Below are 14,824 nucleotides of genomic sequence, written 5' to 3' on the forward strand. Positions count from 1 at the left end.
GGGATGCCCCATTTGTTTGCAAACTGACTAAAATATTGTATATTCTTGGTATGCAAGCTATGTATTAAATAGCCAGAGTGAGCTTTGCAGAACAGTAATGAACACTTAATGTAGCGTTAATAAATAATATTCTATAATAAACATAAATAAGTCATATTTACTAACTTTTGACCGGGGAACCTTTATATGTTTTATTATCTTGAAGGCACCTTTACTGATATTTTCGCTGCCTGTGGTTTAGAGTCAATGATAGCAAAAAGGGACCTGGCCAATAATATTGAAATACAAAAAGATCTGTATGGACGAATTCCATTTTTCCATATGACTGGAATTAAGGAAATACTAGAGCAACATTTTTTACCTAATACAAACCTCCATTTAATGCCTAAATTGCCTGATGATCTCACAGGATATAAAGGCTGTTATATATATTGCAATCAAAGAGATAATAAAAAACTGTACTATATTAAGTCAAATGGAGCAGCTGAAGATGTACCTGTTAATGTGTTTTCTCAATTTGATCGAGAACTAAATCGAATACCTCGCGAGCAAGAAAATCTATTTAAGCTTACTCATGATGAAATTGGAACTTTGATAACATCAAACGGTGGTTATACTCATTTACCTGTGAATGCGGATCCAATAAGAAACCATTATATGCAGGGTGACATGGAAGCTACAAATTTAAAATTTATGTTAGGACATGTTCCCTTCTACGATTCGAATGATCCTGAGGATGAAGTCACGATTGCCATGTCCAGTGCTAAAGACGCGCGTGGTGGTTATATAGATTCTCAAAAAAAGCCGACAGGCATTACTATTTTTTATCGAAAAGGGCACCCTGAACAATGGATGATTGCCATAGCTAAAAATACTCATTTGCCAAAAGAGCAGCGCAAAGTTCACATCTTGTCTTCAGTAGATCCAAAAACTTTTATGATCGCTGATGATAGTTTAGAGAAAGTTGAAGAAGTTGACTTGAGGTCATTGCCAGAGAAGGTAGGGCAATTGAAGGCTGCTGCAGATTCACCTGCTATAGGAGAAATAATACAACGTGTATTGAACACAGATGGAACCATTAGTGAGCATCCCGCTCTATTTGAACTGTTTACGGGATCTATAAAGAGAGGCAAACAATTTGATGATGACCCAAAATGGATGCAACTTCTGCAGGAGCGTTTTGCGGAGATAATAAAGAATCCTTTTGTAATCGACTTATTTTCCTCATTAGATGAACGGTCCATAAGAATGAGTAGGGAGGAAATTGAAGCTTGTCTGGATGAAAAAAGTGAATTAGTAAAAGCTGTGAAATACATTCAGGCTAATGAATCTTTGAAGGAGCACAAGGAAGTTAAAAAAGAGTTGCTTTTATTAGCTCATAATCTTTATCAATTAGGGCATATCGATAAGTTTTCAGAGTTTGCTAATTTCCCGGAGAAAAAGAACGGCTTTTTTGATTTCTTTAACAAACTGGCGGAGGATACTAAAAGCCATAGGTTTTTGAAGAATATTTTAGAAAGTGAAAAGCTTGATCATTTACGCACAATCTATAACGCAATTCAAAAATGTAATGATGTCGCTGATGTGATTAAACGACTCAAAGAATCAGATGAACAAGAACGGCTTATCAATCAGCTGATAATATTTACTCAGAATATACCTCAGCCTAAAAACGAGGAGGTTTTGGCATTAGTTATTGAATTGGTATTAAGAGCTCCTGCGGATAATCAAGCACTACTTATAGACCAACTAGAGGGGCTTACTCAATATCTTACCGAACAGACAGTCAGTAAAAAAGCTAAAAACGAAGATGTTTTATCTTTAACGATTGAATTCTTATTAAGACATCCAATTAGAGAAGCAATACCAGAAAATCCACTTATATTTTTAAAAAATGATATTGCGGAAATTGAACGCTTTCCCCTAAATCGCCAGACTTTATTTTGTGAGCTCAAAAAGCTGATTGGCTTTTTAAATAATGCCGAAGGAATTAAAAAACTTAAACCAGAGCTTTTGACTCAATTTTTAGCTGAACATTTAAACACACAGGGATTAAACAATGAATTATGGAAAGCTGTTCAAGAAACTGTGGCAAAACTGGATGCTCTAAAAGTAAAAAACTCTGCAGCGTATTCATTGGCTCTACGCTCCATAGAGTTTAGAAGAATCGTTGCTGGTTTAAAAGTTGAAGAGGTTGAAAAAAATCAAAAATGCATTGAATTGGCACTGAACTTGGACAAGATGGGTAGGTTAGCTACTTACTCTGCATTTGCTGGCGACTTAGAATGGGTAAATGCCTTTAATCAATTTGTAAAATATGAAGAATTAAAAAATTTTCTCGTTGAAAAAATATCTATCCAAGGTGCGGAGGCATGTAAGGCCCTACTGAAAAATGAGAGATTAAGCGCCCTAGTTTCAGCAGATATAAAAGTTACAAAAGCACAAGCAAATAAAATTATAAATCCACAAGAGCCCTTGTCAGAGCAACTTAACGGTATTTTGAAAAACAAGGACTATAATCCGCCAAAAAGAAAGATATTATATCAATTGGCTCTTGATCTCGATATGATAGACGCCTCAGAGGCATTTAAAGAGCTTGCACAGGAAGATAATAAATTTCTGGAGTGGCTTCATGAGAGTTGTCTGGCACCTGAAAACCGCAAATTATTAACCCCTATGTTATCTGGATATGCGTCAGGACTGGGGGTATTGAAATTAATGGTTTATAGCGATGTTCCCTTTGCACTTTTTAGGGGCCATTTTAACCATGTATCTCAAAATTTGGTTGATGCCTTAAACTGGCTTAATAGAAATAAACCTACCCCAGAAATTACTTCCTTAGCGATAAGATTTTTATTTAAAAAGCCCAATCTCGAGATTGGAAAACTCGAGTCTGTAATCAAGTTTTTGCAAGACACACCTAAATGTGGAGTGGATAGAAAAAGTATTACTGAATTTCTTGCTGCTAATCATGAAGATCCGGCTTTACTCTCTAGAGTTAATGCGGTTTATAAAAAATTAGCTGCACTGGGTAACATAGATAACAAATTTTATACCTTGGCTCTAGAAGAGAAGCGCTTTCGCGCTGTAGTCGAAGGTCTCCCACCAATTAGTGCCGATCAGGACTGTGGCTTCATAAGAATGGATGAAACTCCTAAGGACGAAATACTCCGAACATATAAGGGCCCAAATTATATCCTGACTAAGGAAGGTTTATTTTACTATAACCCATCATCTCATAATAAGCTTCTGACTATAAATCTTGAGGGATCAGAATTAAAAGAGTTAAAAGAAAAGTTTCCTCAAACGATTGATAAATTAACAGCCGAGCAATTTGCGCCACTTACCACGCTCATCAAGAAATATAATATCATTTTAATTGAGTTGGCAGAAAAACTGGCTCAGCTTGGGCATCTAGATAAATATGAAAATTTTGCTTCTAACACCCAACTTGCCTCCACATTTGTTAGGCTTGCTAACATTAAATACATAACTAGACTTGAGCTAATTAAAAGACTAGACGCCATGGATTATGGCCTTAAATTAATGCCAGAAAGTGATGGACCATTAAGTGCGGAAGCGATAAAAGACGACACCGTTTATATTAAATTAGAGAAAGACTTATTTCACTACACTGTTAAGACACCCGAGGGTCAAATAGAAGAAGGTACAATCCCAGCAAAGGATATTAAAAAATTTAATCCCGAAAAACCTTTAGATGAGCAACTTCCGACTGTAAAGAGTAATATTCTTGCAATCACCTCAGAAAGAGGTCATACCTGCTCCAAGGAGCCCTCTGAAGTTCTAAAGCTATTAGCGAATAAACGTTTAATCGCTTTACTTGAGGCAGATATTGATCCCTCTGATGCTCAATTAAGGCGATTATTAGACCCTAATAGTGAAAAATCTAAAGCGATGGATATCTTAGTATCGTTAAAGTTAGATGTTGCAAAGAGAGAGGCTCATCAATGGGTGATCATTGATTCTTCCGCGGCGAAAAATTTCCGAAAAATTTTATTTCAAATTAATAAGAAAGACATCTCAGACGAATCTAAAGCTAAAATGATTGGTACTCTTTGTTCACTGCAGCTTGGTGACGAACCGCAAATGATGAGCCTTCGTCATGGAAAAGATGTTTTTAGCTTGTATTTGAGTGATGAACCCAAAGGTAGGAAATTTAGAAGATCTATTGATAAAATTGAAGAAACGTGTACTAAAATAAAAGCTCGCTGGAATACGGAAACAGCACCCACAGACGCCAAAGCAAAAGCTAAAGCATTTGAAGCAGAAGAACAAAGATATCGAAAAGGCTTATTTGAAGTGGTTTTTGATAATCTGCATACTCCGATGTCTAAAAAAGATTTTGAGGGCAGGATCCAACAGGTTTCTCAAAACATGTTGGCTGTGGTTGATGAACGTCGACGTTCTTGGTTTGTGGCAATTATGGAAACGTTGGCTGATGGTATAAATTTCATTTTTGGTACTTTGCCAAGCCGTATTGGTACCGATAAGCATAGAGCATTCTTTTTCGGTCATACCACATCGGGTTATCAAGTTCGTGATTTACATGAATCGCTTCGAAAGCCTGACGATGTGGAAGCTTCTGCAGTTCCTGAAGACTCTAAAGAACCAGAAGTTCCGAGGATAGACCCTGTGAATAAGGTTTAATTTTAAGGACAGTTCCCTCTTTGCTTATTTAGAGGGAATCACTCCAGCTAATGAATATCCTTTAGTAAATGAACCGGTTTAACCGATACATAAGCCGGTATTTGGATAGTGTTTTTTTTCTTCTTTTGGCATAATACTTGTTTCTTTTAATTTCAGCCTTTTAGGTATGGGATCCTGAGCTCTGGGTAAGAGTTGAGTGGTTTAAAGTTCTAAGGATCAAGTGACGCAATGAACCGATTTTTTTGCCGTAATGCTCTTTTATACTTATCTTTATCAGTAACAAAACCTATTTTTTCGGAGAACAAGTGAGTGTTTGAACGTCCTCAAGGTGGTGAGCGGGCGGTATTGGTGCAATTAGCACTACCGGGAATTGATGCGGATAAGGCATTGCAGGAGTTTGAAGAATTAGCTCTTTCCGCGAATGCGGACATTTTGGATTGTGTTTTAGGCACGCGGGCAACCCCAGATGCCAAGTATTATATAGGTAAAGGGAAAGCAGAAGAGATTGCACAGCTGGTTAAAGCGCTTGATGCAGAATTGGTGCTCGTCAATCATGAATTATCCCCCTCACAAGAACGAAATTTGGAACGTTTATTCGAATGCCGGGTGGTTGATCGCAGCGGCTTGATTCTCGATATCTTTGCTCAGCGTGCACGAACGTTCGAAGGGAAATTGCAAGTCGAGTTGGCTCAATTACAGCATTTATCAACACGCTTAATCCGTGGTTGGACTCATTTGGAACGCCAAAAAGGGGGTATTGGATTACGAGGCCCAGGTGAAACTCAATTGGAAACTGACCGTCGTTTATTGCGTGAGCGTATCAAATACATTAATAAGCGTTTGGAAAAAGTTCGCAGCAATCGGGATCAAAACCGTCAGGCCAGACGCAAAGCTTCTTTACTCACGGTATCTCTAGTTGGTTATACCAATGCCGGTAAATCCACTTTATTCAATGCATTAACTGGAGAAAGCATTTATGTGGCGGATCAGTTGTTTGCTACGTTGGATCCCACCATGCGCCAACTCAATTTACCGGGCTCTTCTTCAGTTATTTTAACTGATACCGTCGGATTTATTCGTGATTTACCGCATCAATTAGTAGAGGCATTTCGTGCAACCTTAGAAGAGACTCAACAAGCGGATCTATTGCTGCATGTGATCGATATTTCTGATCCTCATTGGCGAGATAACGTTTTTTCAGTGCAACAGGTTTTGGATGAGTTAGGAGTGCATGATATTCCTATCATTTTGGTATTTAACAAAATTGATTTAAAAGAAGGGTATCAGCCTAAGGTAGATTATCAGGAAGGGAAATGTAAAGTATGGATCTCCGCGGCATCCAATTTGGGACTGGATGTACTCAAAGAAGCAATTAGCACCCAATTGCATGGGGCCGTTCTTATTGAAAATGTAGTGCTTAAAGCAACTCAGGCAAAACTAAGGGCACAACTCTATGAATTAGGTTCCGTTTTAAACGAATCGCATAATGAAAACGGTGATTGGTTGTTGAAAATTCGCATTACTCAGGAACAAAAACAACGTTTGTTTGTGGCGCATCGCTCATCCCAAACGGAATGAGGGATCTCCATGAAGTGGTATGAGCTTTATAATCAACAATGACGCTCTATCAGGAGATCCTTCATCGTAAACTCCTCAGGGTGATGAGAGGTATATGATATTTTATGCTTCTTTTATTGCCGTATCTAAGGTTTTTATATCTTGGCCACCATAGAGCGTATCAACGAGCTCTCCTTTGGGATTAATCACAAAGGTCACCGGCACGCCAATAATGTCGCCTAATCCTAAAGCAAGTGCCGGATCGGAGGCGAGTGAGGGGTACCGAATATTAAATTTTTGAATGAGCTTTTTTTGTTTATGTATGGGTAGCCCATCATAATTTACAGCGAATAATACAATGGGGTCTTTTTCATGTTTTTGATAAAAGCGGTTTAATTCAGGAATTTCATCAATACAGGTTTTACACCAACCCGCCCAATAATTAATAAGTACCCACTTCCCTTTTAGCGAGGAAAACGGAATGGTGTTGCCCAGGGTATCTTTAAGCAGAACATCTGCCTGGCTTAGGGATGCGATGCTCATTAAGATAAATGCGGCAAATAAGTTCTTTATTTTTGAGTTCATAGTTATCTCATGCAATATTTGGAAGCTATTTCATTCTATTGTAAGTGCTCATAGGAAAAAATATTTTTTTGTACTATACCAAAAAAAGTGTTCAAAATCGCTCGGATTAATGAATTAATCAAGGCTAATCCTGGCTAGAATGATGTTCGCATTGAATTAGAGCACTAGAGTAGATTCTAAGTGGATGATTTAGGTATGATGAGTGCATTTCAAAAAAACTGAAATCCTATGGCAAAACTCTATTTTTATTTTGCAGCAATGAATGCAGGGAAAAGCACGGTGCTTTTGCAATCAAGTTATAATTATCGTGAACGTGGAATGAATACCATATTATTTACGCCATCCATAGATAATCGATATCAACATGGTGCCGTTCATTCCCGTATTGGTTTATCAGAACAGGCCTTTATTTTTAATCCCAAAGACGATTTGTACCAACATGTCCTAGCCCAGGAAAAGGAATATGCTTGCGTTTTGGTTGATGAAGCCCAGTTTTTAACACGTGCCCAAGTTTATCAATTAACGGAAATTACTGATCAACTAGGGATTCCCGTTCTTACTTATGGATTGCGTACTGATTTTCGTGGAGAACTATTTGAGGGAAGCCAATATCTTTTGGCATGGGCGGATGAGCTTGTTGAGCTCAAAACCATCTGCCATTGCGGACGTAAGGCAACGATGAATTTACGATTAAATGCTTATGGCGAGGTAATCACTGAAGGTGATCAAGTCATTATCGGTGGGAATGATATGTATTCATCAACGTGTAGAATTCATTTTAAGCAGGGAGAGCCAGGCATTACGCGAACGAAAAAAGAAGCATCGATGGAACGCGCTTGACCAAAGCGTTGTTCGCTTATCGCGACCTCCCGCAGCTTAATCCCAGGTCAGAAAAGAGAAGAGGAACAATTGGGCTCAGCTAAAATTAGTAAGGCTATAGCCCAATTGAAACAACAAAAATACTCTTAATCAGAGTCAACGAAAACAGCCATGAACTTCTTTGTATTTTAGTACTTTAATTTCACACAGGCATTATTCCACTTAACTATCTATTCAAAATGAGATTTATAATTGCAGAGTACTATCAAGTCCTTGTGAAAAAACTGCTTTTTTATTCGGATTTGATTCAATTATCGATGCTGCATAGTCAATGAGTTCTGGAGAGCCAAAGGCAATTTCATTTGGTACACTTTGTAATACCATGGTTTCTTCAGTCGCTTCATAACCTTCAATTAGTTTTCTATAGACCGCAGAGCCCATTAGAGTAGAGGCATCTGTTAGCGTTAAAATTCTACGGTCAGCCGGTATTAGTCCTAATTTAAGTGCGCGTTCATTCATTTTTTCGAATTGTTTGGGGAACATCGCACCTTCAGCGGTGGCCGTAGAGGAGACCTCTATTGACATAATTCTTGGGCGGTAGTCGGGGTTTTTCACCGTTGTAGTCTCTATTTCCCCTGCCTTAATAAATCCATTTAGTCCTTTCAACAAACGCCCAGCAGCTCCTTGTACCAGGACTATGCTATGCACATCTGTATCAAATCTTGGACGCCAATCATCTTCTTTTGTTGCTCCCAAAATTGCCGTTGTTTCATTATTTCCCTGAGCTAAATCAAAAATATCTTCAACCCTTCGAAACTCGCCGGGATCTTGTTGTCCATTAAGTAGTTTTTGATAATATTGAAATGCTTCAATATCGATATGTCTTGCTGTTTGCGGACGAATATAGACAGAGGGTAAACACATGGAGGCAATGGCTCCTTTCGCGCTGATGAGCTGAAACCCTATCATATATTCTTTAACGGTGTGTGGATCTGGTGAGGTCGAAAGCAATGCACTACTTTTAGGATCGTGGATGAATTGAGCGATATTTAAAATAAAAGGTCTTGCGGCATAGATCCCCGCACCAAGTCTACCATCGGTCGCAATACATAGTGGCTCTTTAAATCCTGACATCCCACGATGAACCATTTTTTTGGGTAAGGTAGTACACAGCTCAGAGTAATCGATTGTTGCTTTTTTAACAGGCACTTGCTCCATGGCTGCTATAGGTTGAGCTTGGGCAGCGTTAAAAAGTTTTCCTACTCCACTACGATTTGAAACCAGTTTATGAAGCACATGGCGGCATGGACTTGGTTTTACACCTTTCACAACTCGTGGTGCTCTGCTTAACATAATTGGCTCCTCCATTCCACTTTAAGGAAATGTAGTAATTTTAATTAAACTGCCTACTTTGTAAGCATAGCAGAAAATTATTTGTTTAAAAAAATGGGCGACTGTGTTGGCTTATATTAGGATGATGCAGGGTCTTAGTCCCAACTTACAGGAGTCTTAGAGCTGGAGCTTTGTCCCATAATAATGTTTATAAACTTAGTGAGTAGGCAGTTATTGTTGGTGGGATATGTAGTTTTCCAGTAGTTTGCTTTGATTCCTCAGCTGAATACTTCAGGAGTAGCAATAACTTTTGTTAGATAATGTGTATCCGATGCTTAGCCTGAGTATCTTCAGGCTAAGATTATCGGGGTTTCCTTGGCTAAGGTGTACAATTTTGAGTTGGCAGGTTTTCTGCCTCTATCTTGTCTACCGAATAGTTAAAAATACTTTTGGTGACCAAGGGGGATGGTTTTTTAGCAGATTTTGATTCTACTGATACGGAAGATTCTATTTCTTTTGTTGCAAGTGGATCCACCGGTACAGAAGCGGGGGCCTGCTGCGCCTGATTTCGCTCCATCACCTCTTTTATCTGCAATAAATCCGGTAACAATACAAAAATTAATTCAATAATTTTTGGCGCCAATAGTTTTTGATGTTGAAATGCAGAGGGCGAATTTTTGTTTAAATTTATTTCTTGGGTTTCAGTTAAAGGATCTCCATGCTCTATATAATTTCTCAGATTTCTTAATGCCTCGTAGCCTAGGGTTAAGTGTTTTGATCTCTGGGCTTCCGCGTACCCTTTAATTGTATCGAGATGCTGTAAAAGTTGTCCGGCATTATATTCAAGAGCATCGCTTAATTGATGGTTAGAAACCAATAACTGTACCAGATCAGATTGTCCCTGCCTTGCATGATATAAATCCCAGCTTTTCATGTTTTTATGAGGCTGACCGACAACAAGGTAACCTGCTTCCACTAAAAATTCTTGGATGTTGTTTAATGATTCAATGGCCGCATCAACTCTTTTCAGTGGAGTAAGCATATGTTCCCGAACTGGAGTTGCCATAAGCTGCTTGGCAAGTTCACGTATATGGTCTAGACCAATAAAAACACTTTCCCTGGCTGATTTACGTAACGCTGCTTCATTTTGTTCTTGCAACCTTTTTTGTTGTCGTTCAACTGCCGTGGTGCGTGGTTTTACGGTGGCATTTGTGAGTATTTGCGCCATTCTCTTATATTGTGACTCATACTCGGTTTTTTTGAACTTAGCGAAGGGTTGTAACAGTTCCCCTATTCTTTTTTTACTCGGTATCTCTGCTGTCCCATCAAAAAGTTTATGACATTCTGTAATCATTTCTTGTGGATTAGGAATAGTAATCATTTGTTTGAGTAATTCAGATTTGAGTAATTCAAAGAGTATAAAAAACTCATCTTCTTCTTGTTGAGGTATTCGGCGCTCAGAAGCGTCAACAACAACCTCTTGTTTGCCTTTGGCTTTTTCTTGCGCCACTTGAAAACGTTCTTGTTCTGCTTTTAGGACGCTCGCCCAAAATTCTTTAGGATTCTCCTTATAGGTGCCATAAACTTTTTGACGTGATGCAATAAACTTTTGCACTCTTTTAAATAGGCTGTACATTTCACCTGAAGCTATTGTTTCCAGCTTGTCTTTATCTTTTAGCAAGTTATCAATAATAAATTTATTATTCCCTTCATCTTGGTGACAAATGCCATCACGTAGGGTGATTAATGCCCGAAAATCAATTGTTTCATCAAATTCCGTAAAATCAGATTTTTTTCCGGTTAACAATTCTCCTATGCGCTGAAATCTTCGTAGCAACGCATGTTGTCCTGCTTTCGTTGTCAGGTCGAGTCTTCGGCGATATTGTACTTCAGGGGGTAGGGCCGTAAATACAGCTTTTACGCCAGATAATCCGGATAAAGTAAGTACTTTTTCCTGATCATATACTTCCCCTTCGGTATAATTCACTAGATTGAGTAAGTCAATTAAGTATTTAGTTTCCAAAAAGTAGCGAGTTATTGCCTTTACATTAGGTAAAATCAGTGGTTTATCCACTGTGGGGGTGTCGGGTTTAAGTTCTTTAGTGAGCAGAGATCTAAAAAATTGATTTAAAGCATTTAACTCGTTTAATACAGAAGGTATTGCTTCTTCAACGAGCTCCTCTCTATCAGAATGCTCTTGAAACAGCGAGCTCTCGGCATCATCAAAACGCAAATCAGTTAAATTTTTTTCTAAGGCAAAATGAAAAACCATTTCCGGGGTTGTTTTTGCTGTTGCACCACCAAGTTGTTCCAGGGTTATCCAGCTTAAAGGTTCAAGTTGTGTCTTATATCTGCTGCGCAAAGATCCAGATAAGTTACTAATAATGATAGAAAATCTATTAATGCTCTCTCTGATATAATCAATACGTCGATAATAGAGGACTTCCCTTTCGAAAGAGCTAAGTTTGCAATCAACTAAAGAAGAGTCGTTTAAATTATTATGATATTGCTGCAGATGTCTTAAGATGTGTAAAAGGCATATGAGACGTTTAACATCGAATTGAGCATTTTCTTGGTCAGTAAGAAATGAGTTTTTTAAAGGGAGCGCCTTAAATAAGGCATCAATCGATTCACGCTCCTTTATATATTGCGCATTTTCATGACTTGCGATTTTATAAACAGCATTAGCGATGAATTGCATCCATACTGGTTTTAGAAATTTATTTCCATTGGCGTTCGCCTTTTCCAGCAGAAAATGGAGCGTATAATTTTGATTCGTTATTGTATAATCGATAGGGCTAAGGCCATTTTCTTTAATGTCGACATCCAAAAAAAGGGCTTCCCTGTTTCTTATCAATACAGCCAATAACTCCGTAAGAATGGTATCTTGCGGGTTGCAATTTTTGCACCCGTATAAAAGAGCTTTGTTATATTGTTTTTTATGAATTAACTCCAAAATCAACTGATGTTGTTCGGTTGTTTTTATTTGACTTATTTCAGTAATTAAATTGCTATGTGCATCTTTTGTGGGCATAGACATCACCTCGAGCTAATGGTTACTTTTTTGCGCTTTTTGTTTTATTTAATGCGGCTCAAAAACTAAATATTATTCAATATGATCATTTGGTGAATGTATGATGCAATAAATATGTTTGCAAGGCTTATTTCTAATTCTATGGGATAAATTTATAGACTTAATGTGGGCTAAAGTATTGAATCGCACATAAAATGCACATGCAGTGATTCTGGCCTACAACCAATATTTGTATTGTCTGATAGTTTTTGAGCTATGCTATATAGCAGTGAATTGTAAATTAATGAGTGTATTAGCGAACATGGAGTGTACTCATGAGCGAAATTAAAGTAGAGCGATTAATTAAAGGTATCCTCGTGCGTGAAGGTGCTGGCGTGAAATTACATCGCTACATAGGCATCGAGAGAAGCAATGATTTTGAGCCTCTTCTCTTACTCGATTATTTCAATAGCACCGATCCTTTGGATTATATGGCTGGGTTTCCCGCTCATCCTCATCGTGGTTTTGAAACAATTACCTATTTGCTCGATGGTGAGATTACCCATGAAGATAATAAGGGGCATAAAGGAGTTATCACTGCGGGAGATGTGCAATGGATGACTGCTGGGAAAGGAATTGTTCATTCTGAAATGCCTTCAGCGAATGGTCGATTACATGGTTTTCAATTGTGGTTAAATTTACCTGCAGCCGAGAAAATGCGACTTCCTCGCTATCAAGAAATGCGAAGTGAGCAATTACCTGTGGAAACACATGATTCAGGTGGTCAGATTAAAGTAATTGCGGGCGAGACGGATAAGGGGACCATTTCTCCAATTACCGGTATTGCCACTCGACCTTTATTATTCGATATTATTTTGCCACCGGGTACGAGCATAGAGCAACATATCCCCAATGATTATCAAGCGATTCTTCTAGTCATTTCAGGAACGATTCGCATTGGTGAACAGTTAGTACAACAGGATACCTTAGCAAAACTTGGTTCTGGGGATACTTTGCTTTTGAAAAGTGAAACTGCAAGTCAATGTATTTTGATCGCTGCTGCCAGAATTCATGAGCCTATTACGCGTCATGGGCCTTTTGTAATGAATACCCAGGAAGAAATAATACAAGCGATGGATGACTTTCGTAGTGGTCGCTTTTAATTAGAACTGATTTTTCTCTGCCTGTTTCCAATTTCTGTGATTCCGAGTGCAACGAGGAATCTCCTATATTAACTCATTGTTTGAGCATGGATATTCCTCACTGCACATCGGATGAAGTGCACTCCATTTTATAATACCGCTTGGGCTCAATCTGACGAATTGCAAACAACTGCTGAAATTTGGTCTAAAATTGGATTATTGAATAAAAAAATGGCAAGTTAATGGAGTCAAGCCTGTGCACCCAAGAAAAGAGCAATCTGCTAAAGAGATCTATAGGATTGTAGACCAGTATTGTGAAGCAAACATGCACAGTAAATACCGATCCAGTTCAGCAATCTCTCTGGTCTTAGGTATTTCAGATGTTGATGCTCAGAAATTAATTAATAAAATTTTAATTGCTTTACCGGATTGTTTTTTTTATTTAGCAAAGCCTGAGCGCATTAGTGAGATGGTGAATTTTATTGCCCAGCAATATTTACTTTTCCAAGCGCAAGAAAACGTTAATGATGAGTTATTTTCTAACTTACTTATTAACTTTGTTGATAACTTAGTCGAAGAAATCATGCTTCGATATTTTTCATATGCTTGACCAGGTGATTTATGACTCGAGAAGAAATAATTCAAGGAACAGGACTTAGCAGCGAAGATTTAGATGCATTATTTTTGCTGAATAGGTTAATGCATGCGGATAACCCTACTCGGGTTCTCGAGTTAGCAGGTAAAGAAAAAGAGAGGGTTGTTGTTTTTTTAGAAAATGCGATGGGCAATTTGGAGCTAAATAGAAAAATCCTAGAGCTAGGGAAACTGAAAGAGCAAGATACCGGAATTAGTTTTGCGGTGATTAAGACCCTAAGAAATTTAACTTTTAAATCAAGGCATTGGCACAAAACTCACTTTGATGATCATGACAAAATAACCCTGTCAAAATTAGGGGCTTTAGCAGATTTAGCCTCACTTACCCATGATTTGGCTGTATTCGAATCCTCAGGCATCATTAATGATAGCGCTCGTTTATCCCAGCTGTATCATGATGCTCAGTGGGCATGGAGATCGGGTTTTTCTAATGATCTTGATCTTTCTTCTAATGTGATGGTTTTTGAGATTAAAGCGACAAAAGGTGGTGCGCCTATGTTTTTTCATACAAAGTACCAAAAAGATGCATTTGTCTTATCTGAATTTCTCTACAGTGAGGAGTATCGGATTAGGCTAGACAAGTTAATTGAACGTGATGAAACAAAAGGATTTTTAAAAAAACATTTAGGTGATGATTGGTTACAGCAATTGGAACATAAATTTGGAATAATTCAACGAGAAATGCATGATGCACAGCTAATGGGGCCTCATCAAGGGTTAGTGCATCAAGATGACACGGCGCAAGAGCTTTTTCGTGCAGAAGACAAAAGCCCCGTGACGCTTATTTGTTCTCCATTTGTAGGCTTATCTACCCTCGCTACTGTTAAAGAATTAAATGTACAGTTGATACAGGAATTAAATGGTAAGGGAGTGACGGATATTCCTCCTTTATTGCAATTACCTGTTCATGAAGAGGTGGAGGCTTTATCCCCTTCTTGTTTTCTTGATGCACTGGATAAATGGAACGCTTTGGAGCGAATACCTAGAACACGTCTGAGTGGGGCTAAAGATGAGGGTGAAGAGGAGCATCCCTCTCATCAGCCTAAGTAGTAGA

At 38.3% G+C, this 14,824-nt stretch carries 9 protein-coding genes; 6 read left to right on the top strand and 3 right to left on the bottom strand.

The features are described from left to right. The first annotated feature begins 186 nt into the window (after positions 1-186). Together OQJ26_RS17920 and hflX are read left to right on the top strand one after the other, a co-directional pair. Positions 187-4,668: a hypothetical protein gene (locus OQJ26_RS17920; RefSeq protein ID WP_265705072.1), complete on the top strand. Its 4,482-nt coding sequence runs from the start codon at positions 187-189 to the stop codon at positions 4,666-4,668. A 309-nt stretch (positions 4,669-4,977) separates the two neighbouring features. After that, positions 4,978-6,246 (top strand): ribosome rescue GTPase HflX, encoded by a 1,269-nt coding sequence (gene hflX / locus OQJ26_RS17925; RefSeq protein WP_265705073.1) that lies wholly within the window; start codon positions 4,978-4,980, stop codon positions 6,244-6,246. A 102-nt stretch (positions 6,247-6,348) separates the two neighbouring features. Here the strand turns inward: hflX and OQJ26_RS17930 are convergent, their stop codons facing one another. Next, positions 6,349-6,810 (bottom strand): TlpA disulfide reductase family protein, encoded by a 462-nt coding sequence (locus OQJ26_RS17930; RefSeq protein WP_265705074.1) that lies wholly within the window; start codon positions 6,808-6,810, stop codon positions 6,349-6,351. Between the two features lie 228 nt (positions 6,811-7,038). Here OQJ26_RS17930 and OQJ26_RS17935 point away from each other — a divergent pair, with 228 nt between their 5' ends. Further along, positions 7,039-7,650, top strand: coding sequence for a thymidine kinase (locus OQJ26_RS17935; protein ID WP_265705075.1), 612 nt, complete (start codon positions 7,039-7,041; stop codon positions 7,648-7,650). Positions 7,651-7,875: 225 nt separating this feature from the next. Here OQJ26_RS17935 and OQJ26_RS17940 read toward each other — a convergent pair whose 3' ends face one another. Both OQJ26_RS17940 and OQJ26_RS17945 read right to left on the bottom strand, forming a co-directional pair. Beyond that, complete coding sequence (locus OQJ26_RS17940) at positions 7,876-8,982, bottom strand: hypothetical protein (RefSeq protein ID WP_265705076.1); 1,107 nt, start codon at positions 8,980-8,982, stop codon at positions 7,876-7,878. Between the two features lie 358 nt (positions 8,983-9,340). Beyond that, positions 9,341-11,995, bottom strand: coding sequence for a hypothetical protein (locus tag OQJ26_RS17945; RefSeq protein WP_265705077.1), 2,655 nt, complete (start codon positions 11,993-11,995; stop codon positions 9,341-9,343). Between the two features lie 314 nt (positions 11,996-12,309). Between OQJ26_RS17945 and OQJ26_RS17950 the strand changes: the two genes are divergently transcribed. From OQJ26_RS17950 to OQJ26_RS17960, 3 genes are all read left to right on the top strand, one after another. Further along, positions 12,310-13,137: a pirin family protein gene (locus OQJ26_RS17950; protein WP_265705078.1), complete on the top strand. Its 828-nt coding sequence runs from the start codon at positions 12,310-12,312 to the stop codon at positions 13,135-13,137. A 235-nt stretch (positions 13,138-13,372) separates the two neighbouring features. Continuing rightward, positions 13,373-13,726 carry a hypothetical protein gene (locus OQJ26_RS17955; RefSeq protein ID WP_028381419.1) on the top strand — a complete coding sequence of 118 codons (354 nt, stop codon included), beginning with the start codon at positions 13,373-13,375 and terminating at the stop codon, positions 13,724-13,726. An 11-nt stretch (positions 13,727-13,737) separates the two neighbouring features. Further along, positions 13,738-14,820: a hypothetical protein gene (locus tag OQJ26_RS17960; protein ID WP_265705079.1), complete on the top strand. Its 1,083-nt coding sequence runs from the start codon at positions 13,738-13,740 to the stop codon at positions 14,818-14,820. The last annotated feature ends 4 nt before the right edge of the window (positions 14,821-14,824 follow it).

Origin of the sequence: Legionella sheltonii (assembly GCF_026191355.1) — a bacterium.
Taxonomy (GTDB): Bacteria; Pseudomonadota; Gammaproteobacteria; order Legionellales; family Legionellaceae; genus Legionella; species Legionella sheltonii.

What these genes read in the sequence shown, in the direction of transcription:
- OQJ26_RS17920 (WP_265705072.1), top strand. Translation starts at nt 187, where the DNA reads ATGTTTTATTATCTTGAAGGCACCTTTACTGATATTTTCGCTGCCTGT.
- OQJ26_RS17930 (WP_265705074.1), bottom strand. Translation starts at nt 6,810, where the DNA reads ATGAACTCAAAAATAAAGAACTTATTTGCCGCATTTATCTTAATGAGC.
- OQJ26_RS17935 (WP_265705075.1), top strand. Translation starts at nt 7,039, where the DNA reads ATGGCAAAACTCTATTTTTATTTTGCAGCAATGAATGCAGGGAAAAGC.
- OQJ26_RS17940 (WP_265705076.1), bottom strand. Translation starts at nt 8,982, where the DNA reads ATGTTAAGCAGAGCACCACGAGTTGTGAAAGGTGTAAAACCAAGTCCA.
- OQJ26_RS17945 (WP_265705077.1), bottom strand. Translation starts at nt 11,995, where the DNA reads ATGCCCACAAAAGATGCACATAGCAATTTAATTACTGAAATAAGTCAA.
- OQJ26_RS17950 (WP_265705078.1), top strand. Translation starts at nt 12,310, where the DNA reads ATGAGCGAAATTAAAGTAGAGCGATTAATTAAAGGTATCCTCGTGCGT.
- OQJ26_RS17960 (WP_265705079.1), top strand. Translation starts at nt 13,738, where the DNA reads ATGACTCGAGAAGAAATAATTCAAGGAACAGGACTTAGCAGCGAAGAT.